This window comes from Pseudoflavonifractor phocaeensis, from assembly GCF_016901735.1.
GTDB lineage: Bacteria > Bacillota > Clostridia > Oscillospirales > Oscillospiraceae > Pseudoflavonifractor_A.
Window position 1 is genome coordinate 1 of record NZ_JACLZC010000055.1, and the last position, 21578, is coordinate 21578.

Consider the following 21578-nt stretch of genomic DNA (forward strand, 5'->3'; position numbering starts at 1 on the left):
TTTTCGGAACCGCTCTTGCCTTCCGCCGCTCTGTCCCGCTTTTTTCGTGCCCTCTCGTGAAGCGCTCAGATAGAATACCACCTCCGCCCCCGTTTGTCAACACCTTTTTCTCTTTTTCGACCTTCTTTTTTCCTGTGTCCGCCAGCGGTGGAAAAGCCCGTTGCAGGTCCGCGCAAAATGTGATAGTCTAATCCCATCTATACTACTTATATAAAGAAATTGGAGGCGCAGCTCATGCCCATCAAAATACCCGACTCCCTGCCCGCCCGGGCGGTGCTGGAGAGCGAAAATATCTTCGTCATGACCGAGTACCGGGCCATGCATCAGGATATCCGGCCCCTGAATGTGCTGATCCTTAATCTGATGCCCACCAAGATCGTCACCGAGACCCAGATCCTCCGCAAGCTGTCCAATACCCCCCTTCAGATCCAGGTGGAGCTGCTGCAAACCAGCAGCTATGTCTCCCGCCATACCGACGAGCACCATCTCGACTCCTTTTATACCACCTTTGACCAGGTGAAGGACCGGAAATTCGACGGTATGATTATCACCGGCGCGCCGGTGGAAAACATGGAATTCGATGAGGTGGACTACTGGCCGGAGCTGTGCGAGATCATGGCCTGGAGCAAGACTCACGTCCATTCCACCCTGCACATCTGCTGGGGCGCCCAGGCTGGTCTCTTCTTCCATCACGGGATTCAAAAACGCTCCCTGTCCAAAAAGCTGTTCGGCGTCTACGAACACCGGGTCCTGAAACCCTCCTCCCCCCTCTTCCGGGGGTTTGACGACGTTTTCTATGCCCCCCACTCCCGCTATACCGAGGTCTGGGAGCAGGATGTCCGGGCCACGCCCAATCTGGAGCTGGTGGCCAACTCCTCCGAGGCCGGGGTGTACGCCGTCAAGACCGAGGACAGCCGGCAGTTCTTTATTATGGGGCATCCTGAATACGATCCCGATACCCTGGCGAAAGAATACTGGCGGGATGTGGACAAGGGCCTGCAAATCGCCGTTCCCGCCCACTACTTCCCAGACAACGACCCCCGCCAGGTGCCCATCGTCCGCTGGCGCAGCGCCGGACAGCTGCTCTATACCAACTGGCTCAACTATTATGTCTACCAGACCACCCCTTACGATCTGAAAAACCTCTGAACGGCATAAAACAGCGGGGCCAGGGCTCCGAAAAGCCGCCGGTCCCGCCGTTGATGTATTCAGTTTCTCTTCGTCACAAACAGGATCACCGCGAACACGATGGCCACCGGGATGGAGAGCGCCAGGCCCAGCAGGAAATTGGCGACAACACAGGCCGCCATGCCGATGAGTCCCATCTGCTGGTTGTTGACGTACCGTCCCACAAAATAGGGAATCAGTCCCACAATGGCGCCCGCTACAATGGCGCCAATGAGCGTCGCAATCAAACGTACAAAATCCATACCAAATCCCCCTCTGGTTTTATATGCCGGCGGTGTGTTTCTGCGCCTTGCATGTATAGAGTATAATATCAAAGCCCCGGGCATTCTGCAACCATTTTCCGCTTTGTGCCGGAGGCAGTCTTATTTTGACAAAAGGAGTCCAAACCGCCATGTCAGTGACCTTTGACCAGGTGCGCAACGCACCGGAGATCCGCACCTATATCACCCAGGCCGACGCCTCCCTCATCGCCCTAGGCTTCACCGAGCACAGCTTCGCCCATGTGGGCCGCTGTGCCAAAATCGCCGGCGACCTGCTGGCCGACCTGGGCCATGACCCCCGCTCCGTGGAGCTGTGCCGCATCGCCGCCTTTATGCACGATATCGGCAACGTGGTTAACCGCCACGCCCACGCCATCAGCGGCGCCACCATGGCCTTCCGCATCCTGGACCACATGGGTATGCCCCCCGAGGAGGTGGCCGCCGTCATCACCGCCATCGGCCACCACGACGATTCCACCGCCTTCCCGGTCAACGCCCTGGCCGCCGCCCTCATTCTGGCCGACAAGACCGACGTGCGCCGCAGCCGGGTGCGCAACAAGGACGCTTCCACCTTTGACATCCACGACCGGGTCAACTACGCCGTGGAGCAGTCCAATACCGCCCTGAATCTGGAGGAAAAGACCTTTACCCTGACGCTGACCATCAACACCGAGGTGTGCGCCGTCATGGACTATTTCGAGATCTTTTTGCAGCGGATGGTCCTCTGCCGCAAGGCCGCAGCCCATCTGGGCCTCACCTTCAAGCTGGTCATCAACGGCCTCACCTTGATCTGATTCTCCTTCCCCCCCCCGCGGGCGGACGCACCGGCGTCCGCCCGCTTTTTTTGTTGCCGGATTGTAACTTGCCTTTTATCTACTTCAATTGTAGTATAATAGCAGAAGCACTACAAATGAAGTAATAGGAGGAAGCGCCATGAAGCGACTGCCCGATACGGAACTGGAAGTGATGAAAGCGCTGTGGGCCCTGGGCGGAAGGGCCGCGGCCCGCTCGGAGCTGGAAACGGCCCTGGACGGCAAGGGCTGGGCGGCCAATACGGTCAACACCTATTTGACCCGTCTGGCGGAAAAGGGGTTCGTCTCCTGCGCAAAACAGGGGCGAAGCAACTACTATACCCCCTTGATCTCTCAGGCGGATTACCTGGCCTTTGAAAGCCGCGCTACCCTGGACCGGCTGTTCGGCAGTTCCCTAAAGGGCTTTGTGGCGGCGCTGGCCGGTTCCGGCCGGCTGAAGGGATCTGAGCTGGAAGAACTTCAGGACTACCTGGAGGAGCTGAAAGCGCGGGGGGAGGGCTGAAATGGAAGCCCTTCTCTTGTCGCTGGCTGAGGTCACCCTGTCCACAGGGGCGGTCATCCTGCTTCTTTGGCTCCTCACCCCTCTGCTGGCCCGGCACTATCCCGCCCGCTGGCGGTGCTGGGCCTGGCTGGCGGTGTCGGTCCGGCTGCTGATCCCCCTCAATTTCTCCCTTCCCCAGGCGCCGGTGCGGCTCTCTCCGCCCGCCGTCCACACCGCCGTGCCGCTGCCGTCCCAGGGGGACACGGCCCACGAAGCCGCTCCTTCTCCCTCGCCGCTTCCTTCGGCGTCCCTTTTGGGGGAAACTCCGTCCATCCCGGTTCAAAGCACCCCTATGTCCGCCCCTTCCCCCCAGTCCCTTCTCTCTCTCCTGTGGCTGGCGGGAATGTTCCTTTTTCTGGCCTGGCATTTGGCGGGGTGGCTGCGGTTTTGGGCCTATCTGCGCCGATGGGCGGGCCCCTGCGGAGATCCCCACGTCCACGAGGCGCTGAAGGACGCCGCCGCCGCCCTCAAGATGAGGCGCGTCCCGCCCCTGCTCTCCTGCCCCGGTCTCAGTACCCCCATGCTGGCCGGACTTTTCCGCCCGGTCCTCCTGCTTCCCGTCGGACCGGAGGGCTGGGACAAGGACGCCCTCCCCCTGATGCTCCGCCATGAGTGCTGCCACTACCGGCGTCACGATCTCTGGTTCAAGGGGCTCTTGCTGCTGGTCAACGCCGTCCACTGGTTCAATCCCCTGGTGTGGCTCATGCGTTACGCCGCGGACCGGGATCTGGAGCAGGCCTGCGACCAGCAGGTTTTGCAGGGCCTCTCTCAGGCGGACCGGGTCCGCTATGGGCATCTCATCGTGGACGCCGTCCGCCGTACATCTGAAAGGAGGTTCCCATGAACGCCCCCAAAACCTGGTTTTCCACCGCCTTTTCCCCCTCGCTCCGCGCTCAAAAAGCCCGGCTGCGCAATCTCTTCACCCGGCCGGGCAAACAGGGCCTGCCCGCGCTGGTCCTCTGTCTGGCCGTGGTGATCCTGTGCGGCGCGCTGGTCTCCTGTCGGGAGGAGCCGGAGACGCCCGTGGCGGCGGAGGACCCCGCCCAGCAGGCCCTTCTGACGCTGCGGCAGGATCTGAATTTCCCGCAAAGCTGCGATTCCCAGTACTGGGAGGAGGAGGACGTCCCTTACTTTCTCTTCGCCGCCCATGAGGAGGACCCCGCCTCCTGGCGGGCCGGGCTCTTGTCCTTTGACGGGACGGCGTGGACCTGGCTGTGGCCGGGCGACCCGGACGGCGCGGAATACGGGGAATTCTGGTCCTCCTTTGGGATTGACCGGAAAATCACGCTGCTGGATGGGGGCGGGGCGGTGCTGTTCTGCCGGTCTCAGGGGGAAAGCGACGCCTGGACGCCGGTACAAACCCTCTCCTTCCGGGGGCCGGAGGGCAGCCGCTCGGTGACCAGCGTGCTCACCTTTTCCGGCAATTATCTGGCGGACGATCCGCCCCCGGCGGCTGTGACCTTGGCGGACCTGAACGCGGCCCCCGACCGGCGCGGCGGCTTTCCCCCGGAAGGGGGCGACGGTCCCTTCCTGCTGGATCAGGCGGAGGAATACCGGCTCTATGGCTACGGAAATGGGCTGATTTTGCGCCGGGACGACGCATTTTCCTACTTTCCCTTTGTCTGGCGGTCGCCCCTTGACGTCCGCCCCCAGCTCTGGCCGGGGGACTGGAACGGGGACGGGACGGAGGACGTGGCCATCTGGACCCACGCGGGCACCGGTACGGGGGTGTCGGTGGACTCCCTCTTTTTGGTGGACCTGTCCGCCGCGCCCTGGACCTGGCAGAGCCCCGATCTGACCACCCTCTCCGGCCTGCCGCAGGCGGGCTATGTGGACGGCGGCTCCTCCCTGCTGGTGTCCGTGGGCACCGGCTCCTCCCTGCTCCTCTCCCTGGACCAGTTTTCCCTTACAGCCTTTGAGGCTGAGGAAGTCAGCAGCGGGAATTACCTCTCCTACACCCAGAGCGACGGGGGACTGCACGTGACCTTTACCTGCGCTCTGGGCTCTCCCGGGTCCCAGGAGCCGGCCTTTCTCCTCACCGCCGACGTGGCGGAGCAGGACGGGCGTTGGGTGTGCGTCCGTCCCCGGCTGGCCGCGCTGCCCGCTCCCTGACCGCAAAATCGGCAGTAAAAAACGCACGGCTCCCTCTTTTTCATGGGGGCCGTGCGTTTTACGGTCTTGTTTACTGTTCCAGCCGGGCGGCGATCACTCTGGCCACCTTGACGCCGGAGGCGCCGGCCTGGGCCAGACCGCGGGTGACGCCGGCGCCGTCGCCGATGGCGAAGAAGCCGGGCAGGGCGGTCTCCAGCTCGCCGGAGAGGGCCAGGCGGGCGGAGTAGAATTTCACCTCCGCGCCGTAGAGGAGGGTGTCATAGTTGGCGGTACCGGGGGCGATCTTGTCCAGCTGATAGATCATCTCGATGATGTCGTCCAGCTGCCGCTTGGGCAGGGCCAGGGACAGGTCGCCGGGCACGGCGGCGGTGAGGGTGGGCCGGGTAAAGGACTTGGCCAGCCGGTGGGGGTTGGTGCGGATGCCCTTCACCAGGTCGCCGAAGCGCTGGACCAGCACGCCGCCGGCCAGCATGTTGGACAGGGAGGCGATGTGCTTGCCGTAGCGGTAGGGCTCGTTGAAGGGCTCGGTGAACCGGTTGGAAACCAGCAGAGCAAAGTTGGTGTTCTCACTGCGGAGGGCTGGGTCGGAATAGGAGTGGCCGTTGACGGTGTTGATGCCCTCCACATTCTCGGCCACCACATGGCCGTAGGGGTTCATGCAGAAGGTGCGCACCTGGTCGCCGTACTGCTTGGTGCGGTAGACCAGCTTGGACTCATAGACCACATCGGTGATGTGCTCAAAGACCTGGGCGGGCAGCTCCACCCGGACGCCGATGTCCACCTGGTTGTTGAGAAGCTCCAGGCCCAGGGCCTTGCACTGGTTGGAAAACCACTCCGCGCCCGACCGGCCGGGGCCGGCAATGAGCCAGGTACATTCCACCGTGTCCCCCTTGCCGGTGACCAGGCGGTAGCCGTCCCCGGGGGCCTCGATCTTGTCCACGGTGGTGTGGAAACGGAATTCGGCGTAATTTTTCAGGGTCTCGTAGATGCTCTGGAGAATTTTGAGGTTGTTCTCGGTGCCCAGATGCTTGCACCGGGCCTGGAGGAGGTGGAGGTCATGCTCCAGGGCCTTTTTCTCCAGGGCCTTGGCCTCGGGGGTGGCGGTGGAGTAGACCTCGGTGGTGGCCCCGTGCCTGACGTTGATGGAGTCCACATAGTCGATGAGGTCCATGACCTCCCGGCCGTCCATAAAGTCGGTGAGCCAGCCGCCGAAGGCGGTGGTAAAGTTATATTTGCCGTCGGAAAAAGCGCCCGCGCCGCCAAAGCCGCACATGGTGTCGCACACCTTGCAGTGGATGCACTCCTTCACCTTTCCGGCCACGATGGGGCAGCTGCGGGTATAAATATCCGCCCCCTGGTCCAGGATCAGCACCTTCAGCTGGGGACAAAGGCGCATGAGCTCATATCCGGCAAAAATTCCGGCCTCGCCGCAGCCGATGATGGCAACGTCATATCTTGTGTTCATGTGCGTTCGCTCACTTTACAACATATTTGGAAGGAGTTAGACACACCTTTCCAATTTGATATTATACCAAAAGGTCTAGTTTTTGACAACAGTTATCCCCTGTCTAATAAAAAAATTTTTAGACAGCTCACCAAATTTCCCCTGCGTTTCATAAAATGCTTGACAAATAAAGTTTACAATTGTAATCTTATAATAGACTACAACAGTAAACTTTAGGAGGTCGCTATGTGTACTGGTGCCGAAAAGATTCAGGACGCCGAGCTGGAGGTCATGAAGGTCCTGTGGAGCTTGCCCCAGCCGGTTTCTCTGGCGGAGCTGCGCCGCATTCTGTCCGCCCGGTGCGGCTGGGAGGACTCCACCGTCAAGACCCTGCTGCGCCGTCTGTGTGAGAAGGGAGCGGTCCGGCTGGAGCGCCGGGGGATGTACCGGGCGGTCATCACCCAGGCAGAGTACAGACGGTGGTCCGCCCGCCATCTGGTCAACAAGGTGTTCAACGGGAGCGCCAAGAAGCTGGTGGCCTCCCTGCTGTCCGACGGACAGCTCAGCGAGGCGGAGATTGCCGAGCTGTCCGCCCTGTTGCATGAGGAGGAGTCCACATGAAAGAGATTTTGCTCACCCTGTTCTCCCTCACCTTGTCCGGCTCCCTACTGTGTGTATTCCTTCTGCTGCTGCGTCCCGTGATTCAAAATCGGGCGCCAAAGGCTTTTTCCTATTACCTCTGGCTGGCGGTGCTCCTTCGCTTCCTGGTCCCCTTGGGCTACGGCGTCTCTCTGCCCCAGCCCCCTCAGCCCGCCCGGGAGATAGTCCAACAGGAGACCTCCCTTTCTGACCGGCAGGACCGGGGGGACACACAGACTGCCCCCATCGTCTCACCGTCGGAAACGGTCACGGTAAAACCGCCGGAAACGGCACAGCCCTCCGTTCCGGCATTCTCCCTCCCCGGCGTGCTTGTTTTCCTGTTGCTGACGGTGGGGGCGGGCTTTTTCCTCTGGCACCTGGCCGCCTACATCCGCTTTTCCCGCCGGGTCCGGGCCTCTCTCGCCCCGCCAGTTGCGGAGGCCCTGGCCCTGTTTGAGCAGATGAGCCACGGCCGGGTGCGCCTGGCCCAGAGCGGCCAGGTGGACGCCCCCATGCTGCTGGGGGTCCTGCGTCCGGTGATCGTCCTGCCCCGGGACGGGCCGTCCCTCCATCCCCAGGCCCTGTCCGCCGCCCTCCGCCATGAGCTGACCCATGCCCGGCGGTGGGACATCTGCTACAAATGGCTGGTGGTGCTGGTGACCAGCCTCCACTGGTTCAACCCCCTGGTCCACTGGATGGGGCGGCGCATCGCCCTGGACTGCGAGCTGTCCTGTGACGAGGCGGTCATCCGCTCTATGGAGCCCACCCAGCGAATGGCCTATGGGGATCTGCTGCTGATGCTGGCCGCCCAGCCCAAGAAAGCCGCCCCCTGGATGGCCGCCCCCCTTTGTCAGGAGGGAAAGCGGCTGAAAGCACGGCTGCTGGGGATCAAGGGCTACCGCAGGCCGGGTAAGGCCGCAATCTGTCTCACGCTGGTGCTGGGGCTGGCGGTTGCCTGCTGCGCCTGCGGGATGGTGGACCTGCGCCAGCCGCAGACCCAGCCGTCCCCCGACCCGGAGCCCGCCGCCGAAACCGACCCCTACGCCTCCCTGCTGGACCGGTATGAGGACGCCCTGTCACTGAGTTGGGAGATGTCGGAATATCGTTTGGAACACTGGCCGGATCTGCCCAATATCCTGATTAACCCCTACTGGTACTGGCAGCCGGAGGACCCCACGGAGCGCCTGCTGGACCGGGTCGGCTATGTCCGCCGGGACCTGGACGGGGACGGCTCGGAGGAGCTGCTGCTGGGCTGGGTGGGCAACGACATCTGGAATCTGGACCAGGGCTATGTCTTTGCCATCTACACCCTGGTGGACGGCCGGCCTGTCCTGGCGGTGGAGGGCTGGGAGCGGAGTCTCTATGTGGTGCGGGAGGACAACATCCTCTGCCACAGCGGCTCCAGCGGCGCCGGGCAGACGACGTGGAGCCAGTACCGCTTCGACCCCTCGGCGGAGGGCTATTTGGTAATCCTGGATCAGGTGTCCCAGCCGGAGGACGGCGACGAAGCCTGGACCATTGGGGAAGGCTGGATGGCGTCCGGCGTCTCCCTCCCCTACACCCCCTTTGCAGGCAGCGGGGTGCGTGCCTATCAGGACGTCCTGCTGGGCAAGACCTCCTTCCTCTATGTGGACGGCTCCTCCCAGGCCCGCTCCATCCTTCTCTCGGAGGTCCCCGCTCTCTTCAGTCCTTACAGCTCCTATGCCGCCGTATCCGAGTTTGCCGTCCTGGACCTGGACGGCGACGGAAAGCAGGAGGTGGTCCTCCAGGTCACCGACGTGGCCAATGACATGGGTGGTTATCTCATCCTTCATCAGGACGGGGATGAGGTCTACGGCTATCCCAGCGGCCGGCGCACCTTCTGGGCGCTGAAAACCGACGGTACCTTCACCTACTCCAGCTCCACCGGCATGGAGGAGGGCGTGGCCGCCGTCCGTTTTGAGGCGGAAGGGCTTGTCATGGACAAGCAGGTCATCTGGGCCACCGAAGACTGGGAGGCTATCACCTACGAGGTGGAGCAGCAGCCCGTCTCCCAGACCCAGTACGAGGCCGCCATAGCGGCCCAGGCCCAAAAGCCGGACGCGGTCTGGTATGAGCTGAACGAAGCCAACATCCAGCAGCTGACTGCATAAACAGCGCCCCTGGGCGGCCTCACAGCTGCCCAGGGGTCTATTATCTATTACTTGACACCGGTTCAGGCCGTGGGCACAGGCGTGGAGACGGTCTCCTCCGCCGGGGTCCACACCTCCAGGTCAATGCCGGTATAGTACCATTTCAGGATCTCCTCATAGGTGCTGCCCTCTTTTGCCATGGCGTTGGCGCCGTACTGGCTCATGCCCACCCCGTGGCCGTAGCCGGTGACGGAGAAGGTAAACTGTCCATCCTCCTGGGTGACGGTAAAGGAGGTGGACCGAAGCCCGAAGAGGGTGCGCAGCTCGGCGCCGCTGAGGGTGACCCCGCCCACCACGATGGACTCCACCCCGCCGGCGGAGTTGGGGGTAATCTCCCCCAGCCAGCCGGAGGGATCGCCGGACAGATCGGCCTCCGGATGGGCCTCCAGAACGGCGGTTTTGACCTCTTCCGCCGTCAGGGTGACGGTGGTATGATAGTTGGGCACCTCCTCGCCTTCGGGACTCTCCACCCCCGTCAGGTAGGGCACGCTGTTGCCCCACACCTCCACCGCATCCACCGTCTGTCCGGCGGCGGAGGAGAAAAACACCGCGTCGATGGGCTGCCCGTCGTAGAGGGCCACCACTCCGTCGGTACCGGCCACGGCGTTCTGGATGCGGGCAGTGTAGACCTGGGCGTCCGCGCCCCAGTTGGCCTGGGCGCTTTCGGGAGAAATAAAGGCCTGGCAGCAGGTGTGGTCGGTGCAGACGTCGGCCTCGGGGTGGTTGGCGCTGCCGTAGGTCATCTTGCGCAGGGCGTAGGTACGGGCCGCCACCGCCTGGGCCTTCAGGGCCTCCACCTCAAAGGAGGCGGGCATCTCGGCGGCCACCACGCTCCAGAGGTAATCCCCCATGGTCATGGTCTCCACCGTGCCGTCCTCCCGGAGCACCCGCAGGGTCCAGGCGCTGTCCACCGGTCCGTTGGGGGCCGGCGTGGCCACCGTCCGGTCAATGGGGAGGACCTCCTCGGCCTCGCTGCCCCGCAGCAGCAAAAAGGGGAGCAAAAAGAGCAAAAAGAGCAGAAGCAGCGCCACCGCTACCACTTGTTTCATGGAAAACCTCCCATATCCAACGTGTTCCGGTGGGAATTGATTGACCGGACCCGGTTCTTATGGTACACTATATCAGATATACTTTATAAGACTAGCTTATTAAAGGAGCGAACCGCCATGTCTGATACCTCCATGGACTTTATCGAGAGTCTATGCGGCGAATACCGCAGGAATAACCACATCGATCCGGAATACTACGAGCGCTGGGGGGTCAAACGCGGCCTGCGCAACGCCGACGGCACCGGCGTGCTGGCCGGTGTGACCCAGATCGGCAACGTGCTGGGCTATTACGTCCAGGACGGCGAACGCTATCCCATGGACGGTCAGCTCATCTACCAGGGCATCGATGTGCGGGAGCTGATCGACGGCTTTATGACGGAGGGCCGCTTCGGCTTTGAGGAGACGGCCTATCTCCTGCTGCTGGGCCGTCTGCCCACCCGGGAGCAGCTGGACCAGTTCCGCCAGATGATCAGCGACCATCAGGCCCTCCCCCCCATGTTCACCGAGGATGTGATTTTGCGGGTGCCCAGTCCCGACGTGATGAACAAGCTGAGCCGTTCCATCCTCTCCCTCTACTCCTACGACCCCAACCCGGACGACCTGTCCCTCTCCAACCAGCTGCGCCAGTCGGTGGAGCTCATCGCCCGGGTGCCGGTCATCGTGGCCCACGCCTTCGCGGCCAAGCGCCACTACTATAATGACGAGAGCCTCTACCTCCACCGGCCCCAGCCCGGCCTGGGTCTGGCGGAAAACTTCCTCTACTCGGTGCGCCACGATAACCGCTACACCCAGCAGGAGGCCCGGCTGCTGGATCTGTGCCTGGTGCTCCACGCCGAGCACGGCGGCGGCAACAACTCCGCCTTTTCCTGCCGGGTGCTCTCCTCCTCCGGCACCGACATCTACTCGGCCATCTCCGCCTCGGTGGGCGCGCTGAAGGGTCCCCGCCACGGCGGCGCCAACAAAAAGGTCATGGAGATGTTCGGCTATCTGAAGGAGGGTGTCAACGACTGGAAGGACGACGACGAGATCGCCGCCTTCCTGGCCCGCATCCTCCGCCGGGAGGCGGGCGACGGCTCGGGGCTCATCTACGGCATGGGCCACGCCATTTACACCCTTTCCGATCCCCGCGCGGTGCTCCTCAAGCGCTTTGCCCGGGAGCTGGCCGAGACCAAGGGCATGATGGATCAATTCCAGCTTTTGGAGTCGGTGGAACGGCTGACCCCCCAGGTGCTCCGCTCGGTCCGGGGGGAGAAAAAGGTGGTGTGCGCCAACGTGGACCTCTATTCCGGCCTGGTGTACCAGATGATGGGCATTCCCATGGAGCTCTACACCCCCCTCTTTGCCGCGGCCAGAGTAGCGGGCTGGTGTGCCCACCGCATCGAGGAGGTCACCTCCCCGGCCAACCGGATCATCCGCCCGGCCTACAAGGCCGTGGCGCCCCTGCGTCCCTTCGTACCGCTGGCCCAGCGGGTGTAAGTCAAAAGAGCCAGTACATCCGCTCCGTGGACAGGTCCATCCCCAGCCCCCGATGGAGGGCCAGCGAGGGCCGGTTATCGGCCATGATCTGGGAAAACGGGGTGCGTCCCTGCTCCAAAGCCAGGGCGATCCCTCCGGCCAGCAGCATTCTTCCCACGCCCCGCCGCCGGAAAGGGGGCAGCACCTCCAGCATCCCCAGGCTGCCCTCCAGGTGGACGCCGATGAACCCGGCCAGCTCCCCCTCCACAAAGGCGCCCAGCATCCCCTGCCGGATGGACTGCCGGATCTCCTCCAGGTTGCCGTAATGCTGGCTGTACCGGTCATAGACCGTCTGGGTCCATTCCTCTCCCAGCCGCTTCAGCGTCCCCCCAAAGGGCGGGACCTGGGGCGGCTCTTTTGCCGTCCACACCGCCTGGACGCAGACTTGCAGCTGCGTCAGCCCCAGCCGCCGGCGGAGAAGGCGGCAGGTCACGGCGTCATGACAGGTGACCAGCGTTCCCGCCGGCGGAACATGTGCCGCGGTCTCCTCCTCCCCGCCGGGGGCCAGGCACACCGCCATATAGGCGCCGCTCCGGGCCTCCCACAGCACCGCGCCCTCCGCTCCGTTCCACACAAGCCGGGTCTCCGGCCGGTCCAGGGCGGTCAGCAGGTCGGCATACCTCACCGGCTCCGCCGCCAGTCGTTCTCTTATCCGCATAACGCCTCCTGCACCAGCGGCAGGGAAATGACAAAGCTGGTATACCGGCCGTTGCTCTCGGCCCGGATGGTCCCCCCATGGCGCTCCACAATCTCCTTGGCAATGGCAAGGCCCAGACCGGCTCCGCCCGTGCGGGTGGAGCGGGCCGCGTCCAGCCGGTAAAATTTCTCAAAGATCCGGGCCAGCTCTCCCTCCGGGATTTCCAGGCCCTCGTTGGACAGGATCACCTCCGCCATGTCCCCCTCCCGCCGGGCGGAGATGCGCACCTCTCCCCCCGCCACGCTGTAATGGATGGCGTTGCGCAGCACATTGTCAAAAACCCGGGCCAGTCCCTCCGGGTCGCCCTTCACCACCAACCCCTGCTCCAGCTGTGTGACGCAGCAAAGGCCCTTTTCCCCCAGCTGGGGATAGAGCTCGTCGGCCAGCTGCTCCAGCAGCACGGTGAGGCGGATGTTCTGGTATTCCTCCTGCCCGGCGCACAGGTCCATACGGGTGATGTCGAAAAATTCCCCCAGCAGCTCCTCCAGCCGCCGGGCCTTTTCCAGGGCGATGCCGGTAAATTTGGCCCGCTGTTCGGCGCTCAGCTCCGGCTGGTCCCGCAGCAGGGTGAGATAGCCCACCACCGAGGTGAGGGGGGTCTTGAGGTCGTGGGCCAGGAAGGCGGTCAGGTCCTTGCGGCGGCGGGTCATCTCCTCCTGATGTCTTTTCTGCTCCAGAAGGCTTTTCCGGATGGACTCCAGGTCCTGCTCCAGAGGCTGGAGCTCCACGGGCAGGGCGATGGTCCCACCGGTATCCCCGGCGATCTGCCGGGCCGCCTGGGCGATCTCGTCCAGCCAGCGGGTAAAGCGGCCCGTCACCAGGTAGAGGGCAAAAATCATGGTAAAAAACAGGGCGCATACCAGAAAAAACGGTACGTTTTCCACGATATAATGCTGGTAGGCCTCCAACGCCGTCTGCTGGCTCTGGCCGAAGAGGCAGGTGGCCGCCCAGACAAAGAGCCGCTGGGCCAGATTGCCCAGCAGATGGTCCAGCAGCCGCAGCAGCGCCGCCGCCGTCAGGGTGGCCGCCAGCGTGCCCGCCGCCGCCAACAGTACGATTTTGCGTTTCAGCTTTGCATAGCGCATATCCATCCCGCGCCCCTCCTTTTTTGCCGTCCTTCCCATTATAGCGGCAAACGCCGGGAAGAGCAATGGTCCCCCGTCCGCCGGACCAATGGTAAAAAATGCCCCGGACCTTTGAACAGGTCCGGGGCTCCGCTTTTTTGAGGATGGTTATACGCCGCTCTCGCCGTAGTTGGACAGCACCCGGGCGGAGGGGTCGTCCACGTCGCAGCCCTCCCACGCCTTGTTGGGCATCCAGAAGCCGGGCACCATTTCCGCCTGACCGGGGTAGTACCGCTCAAAAAGCGCCCGGTACAGCAGGCTCTCCTTGGTAAAGGGCGTGGCGAAGGAATAGCGCTCCCCGGCCCGTTCCACTTCTTCCGCGGTGCAGCAGTGTTCGGCGTAGTCCTTGAGGTGGTCCACCATGCTGTGCCCCACCGCGTCGCTGAAGGCCGCCTTCTCCCGCCACAGGATATCCTCGGGCAGCCAGCCGCCGCCGGCAAAGGCTTTGCGGAGGAGGTACTTTCCCTTGCCGTAGACGTTGCGCTTTTTCGCCGGGTCGATGGACATGACGTAGCGGACGAAATCCAGGTCGCCGAAGGGCACACGGGCCTCCAGGCTGTTGTCGGCCAGGCACCGGTCGGCCCGGAGCACGTCATAGCAGTGGATCTCCCGGATGCGCTTTTGGGCCTCGGCCTGGAAGGCGGCGGCGGAAGGGGCAAAGTCGGTGTATTTATAACCAAAAAGCTCGTCGGAGATTTCGCCGGTGAGAAGGACCTTGATGTCGGTCTTTTGGCGGATGGCCCGGCAGACCAGATACATCCCGATGCTGGCCCGGATGGTGGTGATGTCGTAGGTGCCCAGGGCCGCCACCACGGTGGGGAGGGCGTCCAGCACGTCCTGCCGGGTCATGATGATCTCGGTATGGTCGGCGCCCAGGTAGTCGGCCACCTCCCGGGCGTATTTGAGGTCGATGGGGTCGGTATCCATGCCGATGGCGAAGGTACGGATGGGCTTTTTCAGCTTGCGGGCGGCAATGGCGCACACCAGGCTGGAGTCCAGACCGCCGGAGAGGAGAAAGCCCAGGGGGGCGTCGGCGTCCAGCCGCTTTTCCACCGCGGCCACCAGCTTTTCCCGGATGTTGGCGGTAACGGTATCCAGGTCGTCGTAGGTGTAGTGCTCCACCTCCCAGGGGGCGGCGTAGCGGACGAACTGCCCGTCCATCCAGTAGTGTCCCGGCGGGAAGGGGAAAATTTTCTTCACCCAGCCCACCAGGTTTTTGGCCTCGCTGGCAAATGCCATGTGTCCGCTCTCCGAGCAGCCGTAAAAGAGGGGCCGGATGCCGATGGGGTCCCGGGCGGCGATGACCTTTCCGGTGGCGGCGTCATACAAAAGACAGGCAAACTCGGCGTCCAGATGGCGGAACATCTCCACACCGTATTCCCGATAGAGGGGCAGCAAAATCTCGCAGTCGCTGCCGCTGCGGAAGGTGTAGCCCTGCTCCTCCAGCTCTTTCTTCACCGTCCGGAAGCCGTACAGCTCTCCGTTGCACGCCGCCCAGCTGCCCTCCCGGGTAAAGGGCTGCATTCCGTCGTCGGTCAGGCCCATGATGGCCAGGCGGTTAAAGCCCAACAGGCCGAAGGGGGTCTCTTCCACCCGGCTGTCGTCGGGGCCGCGGGTGGCGGTCCGGGCCAGATAGCCCGCAAAGGTTTCTTTGGAAATGTCCTTTCCCAGATAGCCCAAAATTCCACACATAAAGCACCGCTCCTTTTTTCGTTCTCAGGAACGAAAAAAGCAGCCATTCGCTCCCCCATTAGGGCGAATTGCTGCCATCCGCGGTGCCACCTAACTTGCCCCGCGCCATTGCGGGACCACTCTTTTTCCTGCGTTCTTGTCAAACGCTCACTCTGTAACGTGAGTACACGGCGCGCCTACTGCCCAAACGGGGTTCGGTCTGCGGCTCGGGAGGGTTTTTTCCGACCGCCGCACGCACGGGGCTCCCACCTGTCCCCCGCTCTCTGTGCCGGCTGCACGGCCGTACTTGGCTCCGTCACTGCCTTTTATGGGGGTTATTTTAGCACCCGTCCCCTCCCTTGTCAAGAGAAAACGGAGCGGGGACAACGCCCCGCTCCGTGCGCCTCAATATCGATTGACCCAATCGGAGATGAGGAAGGTGGGCACCAGCCACATCAGGAGGAAAACCAGCAGGTTGCCCGGGGTCAACGAGGTATAAGACTGCAAAAAGGTGAGATAAAAAGAGAGCAGCAGGCCCAGCGTCGCCCCCAGCACCGCAAACCCCGCCGAGGCGCGCACGCCCCGCCGCAGCCGCTTTCCGCCTACGGCGGCCTCGGTGAAGGGGTCCACGCCGGTGCGGCAGAGGACAGCCGTCAAAATGGCGCTGTGCTCCTGGTTGGGGTCGGAGAGCTCAACGCGGCGCTCAATGGCGGGATATTCCATGTGGTCGGCCGGCAGCTTGAAGCGCTGGCGGAGCATCTCCGGGGTGATGTTGAAGTCCCGGGTGGCCATGACAGGCACCACATGGTTGCGGATCAGCGCGTGGAGGGCGGGCGCCACCGCGCCGTTGAGGGTGTATTTCAGCACGAACAGACCGGCCAGCTCCCCGCCAATGGCGCAGAATACCGCATTTTTCACGTGCATTCCCTGGGGCAGGGGCACGTCCATCAGGTGCATGAAGGAGGCGGTGCCCACCAGGATCTGTTCGCCCCGGATGTCGCCCGACAGACCGCCGCCCTCATAGCAGCAGAAATTGGTGGCCCGGCGGTATACCGTCCCCTGGGCCCGGAGCAGGTCGTGGAAAAGCTTATCCAGCCCGCTGCCCGAGTCCCGGATCAGGGTGGCGGTACTCCCAACCACCCGGTCCACCGAAAAGTCGCCGAAAATCTTGATGCCGTTGAGCTGCACCGTGCCCGGCGGGAAGAGGTCCTCGTCGGAGAGCAGCACGCTGCTGCCGCCGCCGGTGCTGGTGACGCCGTCCCAACCGGCCAGCGCCGCGCCGCTCTTGGCCAGGCGCTGGGCCAACGCCCCCCAGGGGATGCCGTAACACAGGGCGGCGGAGTAGGAAGAGGCGGCCGTCAGGTTGGCCGACAGACACCAGACAAAGTCGTTGGGCCGTTCCCGCCCGATGGAAGAGAGCACCGCGCACAGCAGGCAGCCCACCAGCAGCAGGGGCGCGGCGACATGAAAGATCCGCTGGGCGCCGTCGGAGGCCTGGATCTGCCGTCCGAAGCCCGCCGGCTCCCCCGACCACTTGGCATAGGCGTCCCGTCCGTTCCACTTGCGCTCGTCCAGGGTCACCAGATAGGGGGTGGTCACCGAGGCGGCGGTACGGCAGGCCACCCGCAGCCCCAGCCGCTTGGCGTAATTGCCCCACAGCAGAAAGGTGAGGGCCAGGGCCGACAGGCCGCAGAAGGGATGGCGGACCATCTCGGGGGTCAGCTTGTCCATCAGCAGGGCGTCGGCCAGATTGGCCACACAGGCCAGCGCCACGATGCTGTCCAGCTCCGGCCGCAGGGTAATGAGATGGAGCAGTCCCAGCAGTACCGCGTCCAGGGTCAGCACCATGACCACGCCAAGCATCCCGGCCAGAATCATGCGCTGGAGGGGAAGCTGGTCGGTCAGCACCGGCGGCAGCGGCATACGCAGTCCGGTGGCAAAACTGAGGTAAAGGGCCAGTATACTGATGACCAGGGAGAGGAAGATCCTCCACCGCACGCCACGGACGCCCTTGTCATACCGGCGAAACAGCTCCTGGGGCGACAGGTCGGGAATGGGGGGCGGCTGCCGGCGGCGGCGGACCGGCGGCGCGTCCTCCTCCGGCTCCTCCTGGTCCACGCCGGGGATGTAGCGTTCCGCCTGGCGGACCTCCTCGCTCTCCTCCGTCCCCTCATCTTCAAACATGTGCTCGGCATACTGATCCGCCCGGCGGCGCAGGTCCCCCAGCTTGCGGGCGAAAAAGCCCTCCGCCGCTCTGCTGGGGAAGGGCGTCACCTGTCCGCCGTCCTCCTCCGGCGCCCGGGGCGGCTCCGGCTCCTCCGGCTCGGAGGACGGCTCCTCCGGCTGCGGCGGCTCGCTCTCCCGGCGCAGAAGGCGCAGATACGGCCGGAACGGCTTTTTCTCCTCCGGTTTCTCCTCTTCCTCTTCTTTCTCCGGCTCCGGCGCTTGAGGGGACGCCGCTTCCATTTCTTCCGCTTTTTGCGGCTCTTCCGGCGGCTCCGGTTCTTGCGCCGCCGGCGGCGGAGATGGGGGCCGCTGGTCCTGCTCCGGCTCCATGGGGATGGGCCGGATCTCGTCCGGCTCCTCCTTCTCCCGGTTCAGGGCGTACTCGGCCAAAATCTCCTCTAAGGTAAAGGTGGGCAGCTCGTCCACACCGTCCAGTTCCATTTCCTCGTCCTTGGACATATCGTTTTCTCCTGATTTCGGAAAATTCTTTTTGAAAATATTCAGCCCATCCGCTGACGCACCGCTTCATAGAGCAAAATCGCCGCCGCCGCGCTGGCGTTGAGGGAGTTGAGCTTTCCCTTCATGGGGATGCGGACCTTGAAATCGCAGGTCTCGGCCACCAGGCGGCTCATGCCGCTGCCCTCGGAGCCGATGACGATGGCGGCGGGACCCTTCAGGTCGGCGTCATAGAGGAGCCGGTCCCCGTCGGCGGCGGTACCGAAGATCCACACGCCCTCGTCCTTCAGTTCCTTCAAAAGGGCGGTCAGATTGGCCACCCGGGCCACCGGCACATGGCTCACCGCGCCGGCGGAGGTCTTGGCCACCACGGCGGTGAGGCCGGCGGAGCGCCGCTTGGGGATGATGACGCCGTGGGCGCCGGCACACTCGGCGGTGCGGATAACGGCTCCCAGATTGTGGGGGTCGGAGAGCTCGTCGCACACCACAATGAGGGGGGGCTCGTCCTTCTCCCGGGCGGCGTTCAGGATGTCCTCCACGCTGGCGTACTCCCGCACGGCGGCTAGGGCAATCACGCCCTGGTGGGAGTGGGTGCGGCTCATGTTGTCCAGCTTCCGCCGGTCGCACTCCACGGTCACGATGCCCTTGCTCCGGGCGGTGGAGGCGATGTGGCCCAGGGCGGCGTCGGTCTCCCCCTTGGCCAGGTAGATCTTATCAATGGCCGTGCCGGAGCGCAGCGCCTCAATGACCGCGTTGCGGCCCTCGATGACGCCGTCGGCCACGGCCTCTTCCACGTCCCGGGCGGGACGGCTGTTCTTTTTTTCCTTCATGGATCAATCTCCCTTTGGTTTGGATGTCCCATCCAGTATACCACAACCGCTCCCCGTGAAAAAGGAAAACTTACGGCTCCTTTCCTTTCCAGCCGTCAAAACAACCCAAGAACGGCCCGCGCTTTCACAAAAAGTTTACACCCCGGACTTCCCCCTTCCTTGTAATTTCCCCTCTGATGTGTTATAAATAGTAACGTGTCCACGGGCGGAGGTCTGTTCCGCCCTGTTCTCAATTGTCTGAAATTTTGAAATAAGGAGGGCAGCGTCTTGAAGCCCGATAAACCGCAGGGGCCCAATAAGAGAAATATGATGGGGATTATCTCCATCGTCGTCTGGGCCCTGATCATCACGCTTTTTTTCAACTATCTCGCCTCCATGGCCAGCGACGCCAACACCACCGAAGTGATGTACGGCCAGTTCCAGCAGCTGGTGGAGGAGGACAAGGTATACTATGTGGAGTATAACTCCGGCAAATATACCTTCTACCTCAAGGAGGACGTGGCCGCGGTGGGGCTGGACCCGGAGACCGAGCCGGACCCCACCACCGCCACCAAGCAGGAGCTCGCCGCCTTCAACAGTAAGCTGGAGAAGGCCAAAAGCTACTACTGCGCCCCCGTGGCCGACCCCGACGACACCATGGCCATGCTCAGCGCCAACGGGGTCCATCTCTACGGCACCCCCTATGTGGCTGAGCTCTCCCCCATCATCTCCCTGATCATCTCCTATGTGCTGCCCATGGCCATTATCATGGTCCTTTTCTTCTTCCTGTTCCGCAGCATGGCGGGCAAGATGGGCGGCGGTCTGGGCGGCGTGGGCAAGTCCAACGCCAAGGTCTATGTGGAAAAGAGCACCGGCGTCACCTTCCGGGACGTGGCCGGTCAGGACGAGGCCAAGGAGTCTTTGCAGGAGATCATCGACATCCTGCACAATCCCCAGAAATACACCGAGATCGGCGCCAAGCTCCCCAAGGGCGCTTTGCTGGTGGGCTCTCCCGGTACCGGTAAGACCCTGCTGGCCAAGGCTGTGGCCGGCGAGGCCAACGTCCCCTTCTTTTCCATCTCCGGCTCCGACTTTGTGGAGATGTTCGTGGGCGTGGGCGCTTCCCGTGTCCGCGACCTCTTCAAGGAGGCCAGCAAAATGGCCCCCTGCATCATCTTCATCGACGAGATCGACACCATCGGCAAGTCCCGCGACAACCGCATGGGGGGCAACGATGAGCGGGAGCAGACGCTGAACCAGCTGCTGGCCGAGCTGGACGGCTTCGACCCCACCAAGGGCGTCATCGTCCTGGCCGCCACCAACCGCCCCGAGGTGCTGGACAAGGCCCTGCTCCGTCCCGGCCGCTTCGACCGGCGGATCACGGTGGACCGGCCCAACCTGGCCGGCCGTCTGGCCACCCTCCAGGTCCACACCCGCAACATCCGGCTGGCCGAGGACGTGGATCTGAACAAGATCGCCCAGGCCACCGCCGGCGCGGTGGGCGCGGACCTGGCCAACCTGGTCAACGAGGGTGCGCTGCGGGCCGTCCGGCATGGCCGCCGGGCGGTGAATCAGCACGACCTGCTCACCGCCTTCGAGACGGTCATCGCCGGCGCGGAAAAGAAGGGGACCGTCCTCACCGAGCAGGAAAAAAAGCTCATCGCCTACCACGAGGTGGGCCACGCCCTGGTGGCCGCCAAACAGAAAAATGCCCAGCCGGTGAGCAAGATCACCATCGTCCCCCACACCCAGGGAGCTCTGGGCTACACCATGCAGCTTCCCGAGGAGGAAAAATTCCTCATGACCCGGGAGGACCTTTTTACCGAGATCCGCACCCTTCTGGGCGGACGTTCCGCCGAGGAGGAGGTATTCCAGACCATGACCAGCGGCGCGTCCAACGACATCGAGCGCGCCACCGACCTGGCCCGCAAGATGGTCGCCATGTTCGGTATGAGCGACAAATTCGGCGTCATGGGCCTTGCCACCGTGCAGAATCAGTATCTGGACGGGGGGTACGGTCTCAACTGCGCCCAGGACACCGCCGCCCTCATTGACCAGGAGGTCCAGGCCATTCTGGAGCAGTGTCACCGGGAGGCCCGTCAGATTCTGGCGGACAACCGGGACCAGCTGGACGCGGTGGCCGGCTACCTGCTGAAAAAGGAGACCATCACCGGCGGCGAAATGATGGCCATTCTGGAGGGCAAGGACCCGGCGCTGGCCGACAACTTCGGCGACAACACCGAAAAAGCCGCCCTTTCCGGCGATATCGAACCGCCGGCCCGTCACATCCACATCGTCAGCGAGCCTCCCGCCGTGCCCGGCGAGGAGCAGGAGGCGGAAGCCCCCCAAACGGATGACGATACCCAGCCGCTTTAAGGAGAAAAGGAGGCCGTTCTCATGACCCTGACCACAACCCCTCAGGTAGAGGGGCACACAATCCAGCGTTACTGCGGCGTCGTATTCGGAGAGGTCATCTCCGGCGTGGACATGTTCCGCGACATTGCCGCCGGTTTCCGCAATATCTTCGGCGGACGGAGCGCCGGCTATGAGGACGAGCTCCAGCGGGCCCGGGAGGAAGCCATGGCGGAGATGGCCCAGCGGGCCGAGGCCATGGGGGCCAACGCCGTGGTGGGCATCGACGTGGACTACGAGGTCCTGGGCAGTGACAACGGCATGCTGATGGTCACTGTTTCCGGCACCGCCGTGGTCCTGGACTAAATATCTCCCATAAACATTCAACACCCCGCTGTCATTATGAAGTGACCCCCAAAAGTTAGACAATATTTGAAAGTAAAAATTGTTTAAGCAGCCGAAAGGGCTTGTTGTCTGTGAATTGCAGGCGGCAAGCCCTTCAGCTTTGCCTT

The 21578-nt window shown here is 63.4% G+C and carries 18 protein-coding genes and 1 other annotated feature; of the genes, 10 read left to right on the forward strand and 8 right to left on the reverse strand.

What is annotated here, in order from left to right; genetic code table 11:
• Positions 1-234: 234 nt before the first annotated feature.
• A complete protein-coding gene (metA, locus tag H7U37_RS11360) occupies positions 235-1149 on the forward strand; it encodes a homoserine O-acetyltransferase MetA (protein ID WP_204875784.1) in 915 nt (304 codons plus the stop codon).
• Positions 1150-1208: 59 nt separating this feature from the next.
• Here metA and H7U37_RS11365 read toward each other — a convergent pair whose 3' ends face one another.
• Complete coding sequence (locus H7U37_RS11365) at positions 1209-1430, reverse strand: hypothetical protein (protein WP_204875785.1); 222 nt, start codon at positions 1428-1430, stop codon at positions 1209-1211.
• 149 nt (positions 1431-1579) lie between these two features.
• Between H7U37_RS11365 and H7U37_RS11370 the strand changes: the two genes are divergently transcribed.
• The 4 genes from H7U37_RS11370 (at position 1580) to H7U37_RS11385 (ending at position 4913) form a co-directional block, all read left to right on the forward strand.
• Positions 1580-2242 carry an HD domain-containing protein gene (locus H7U37_RS11370; RefSeq protein WP_204875787.1) on the forward strand — a complete coding sequence of 221 codons (663 nt, stop codon included), beginning with the start codon at positions 1580-1582 and terminating at the stop codon, positions 2240-2242.
• A 139-nt stretch (positions 2243-2381) separates the two neighbouring features.
• The gene (locus H7U37_RS11375; RefSeq protein WP_204875789.1) at positions 2382-2762 is read left to right on the forward strand and encodes a BlaI/MecI/CopY family transcriptional regulator; all 381 of its coding nucleotides are present in this window, start codon (positions 2382-2384) and stop codon (positions 2760-2762) included.
• A 1-nt stretch (position 2763) separates the two neighbouring features.
• Positions 2764-3645: a M56 family metallopeptidase gene (locus tag H7U37_RS11380; protein ID WP_204875791.1), complete on the forward strand. Its 882-nt coding sequence runs from the start codon at positions 2764-2766 to the stop codon at positions 3643-3645.
• Positions 3642-4913, forward strand: coding sequence for a hypothetical protein (locus H7U37_RS11385; protein ID WP_204875792.1), 1272 nt, complete (start codon positions 3642-3644; stop codon positions 4911-4913). Before H7U37_RS11380 ends, H7U37_RS11385 begins: the two co-directional genes overlap by 4 nt.
• Positions 4914-4983: 70 nt before the next feature.
• On the opposite strand, the gene H7U37_RS11390 is transcribed toward H7U37_RS11385, so the two are convergent.
• Complete coding sequence (locus H7U37_RS11390) at positions 4984-6378, reverse strand: NAD(P)/FAD-dependent oxidoreductase (RefSeq protein ID WP_204875794.1); 1395 nt, start codon at positions 6376-6378, stop codon at positions 4984-4986.
• Positions 6379-6603: 225 nt separating this feature from the next.
• Between H7U37_RS11390 and H7U37_RS11395 the strand changes: the two genes are divergently transcribed.
• Complete coding sequence (locus H7U37_RS11395) at positions 6604-6978, forward strand: BlaI/MecI/CopY family transcriptional regulator (RefSeq protein ID WP_204875796.1); 375 nt, start codon at positions 6604-6606, stop codon at positions 6976-6978.
• Positions 6975-9128, forward strand: a complete 2154-nt coding sequence (locus tag H7U37_RS11400; RefSeq protein WP_204875798.1) for a M56 family metallopeptidase — start codon at positions 6975-6977, stop codon at positions 9126-9128. The genes H7U37_RS11395 and H7U37_RS11400 overlap by 4 nt, the downstream gene beginning before the upstream one ends.
• A 62-nt stretch (positions 9129-9190) precedes the next feature.
• Here the strand turns inward: H7U37_RS11400 and spoIID are convergent, their stop codons facing one another.
• Complete coding sequence (gene spoIID / locus H7U37_RS11405; protein ID WP_204875799.1) at positions 9191-10216, reverse strand: stage II sporulation protein D; 1026 nt, start codon at positions 10214-10216, stop codon at positions 9191-9193.
• A gap of 117 nt (positions 10217-10333) precedes the next feature.
• Here spoIID and H7U37_RS11410 point away from each other — a divergent pair, with 117 nt between their 5' ends.
• Positions 10334-11692: a citrate/2-methylcitrate synthase gene (locus H7U37_RS11410; protein WP_204875800.1), complete on the forward strand. Its 1359-nt coding sequence runs from the start codon at positions 10334-10336 to the stop codon at positions 11690-11692.
• A gap of 1 nt (position 11693) precedes the next feature.
• Here the strand turns inward: H7U37_RS11410 and H7U37_RS11415 are convergent, their stop codons facing one another.
• From H7U37_RS11415 to rlmB, 5 genes are all read right to left on the reverse strand, one after another.
• Positions 11694-12389: a GNAT family N-acetyltransferase gene (locus H7U37_RS11415; RefSeq protein ID WP_204875801.1), complete on the reverse strand. Its 696-nt coding sequence runs from the start codon at positions 12387-12389 to the stop codon at positions 11694-11696.
• A complete protein-coding gene (locus tag H7U37_RS11420; RefSeq protein ID WP_204875802.1) occupies positions 12380-13519 on the reverse strand; it encodes a sensor histidine kinase in 1140 nt (379 codons plus the stop codon). The genes H7U37_RS11415 and H7U37_RS11420 overlap by 10 nt, the downstream gene beginning before the upstream one ends.
• 141 nt (positions 13520-13660) lie before the next feature.
• Complete coding sequence (gene asnB / locus H7U37_RS11425; RefSeq protein ID WP_204875803.1) at positions 13661-15244, reverse strand: asparagine synthase B; 1584 nt, start codon at positions 15242-15244, stop codon at positions 13661-13663.
• A 56-nt stretch (positions 15245-15300) separates the two neighbouring features.
• Positions 15301-15552: a binding site (T-box leader), on the reverse strand.
• 76 nt (positions 15553-15628) lie between these two features.
• Positions 15629-17908, reverse strand: coding sequence for a hypothetical protein (locus tag H7U37_RS11430; protein ID WP_204875805.1), 2280 nt, complete (start codon positions 17906-17908; stop codon positions 15629-15631).
• Positions 17909-17949: 41 nt separating this feature from the next.
• Positions 17950-18735 carry a 23S rRNA (guanosine(2251)-2'-O)-methyltransferase RlmB gene (rlmB, locus tag H7U37_RS11435; protein ID WP_204875806.1) on the reverse strand — a complete coding sequence of 262 codons (786 nt, stop codon included), beginning with the start codon at positions 18733-18735 and terminating at the stop codon, positions 17950-17952.
• 306 nt (positions 18736-19041) lie between these two features.
• On the opposite strand from rlmB, the gene ftsH reads away from it, so the two are divergent.
• Positions 19042-21090: an ATP-dependent zinc metalloprotease FtsH gene (ftsH, locus tag H7U37_RS11440; protein WP_243413578.1), complete on the forward strand. Its 2049-nt coding sequence runs from the start codon at positions 19042-19044 to the stop codon at positions 21088-21090.
• A 21-nt stretch (positions 21091-21111) separates the two neighbouring features.
• Positions 21112-21432 carry a putative heavy metal-binding protein gene (locus H7U37_RS11445; protein WP_204875807.1) on the forward strand — a complete coding sequence of 107 codons (321 nt, stop codon included), beginning with the start codon at positions 21112-21114 and terminating at the stop codon, positions 21430-21432.
• Positions 21433-21578: the final 146 nt, after the last annotated feature.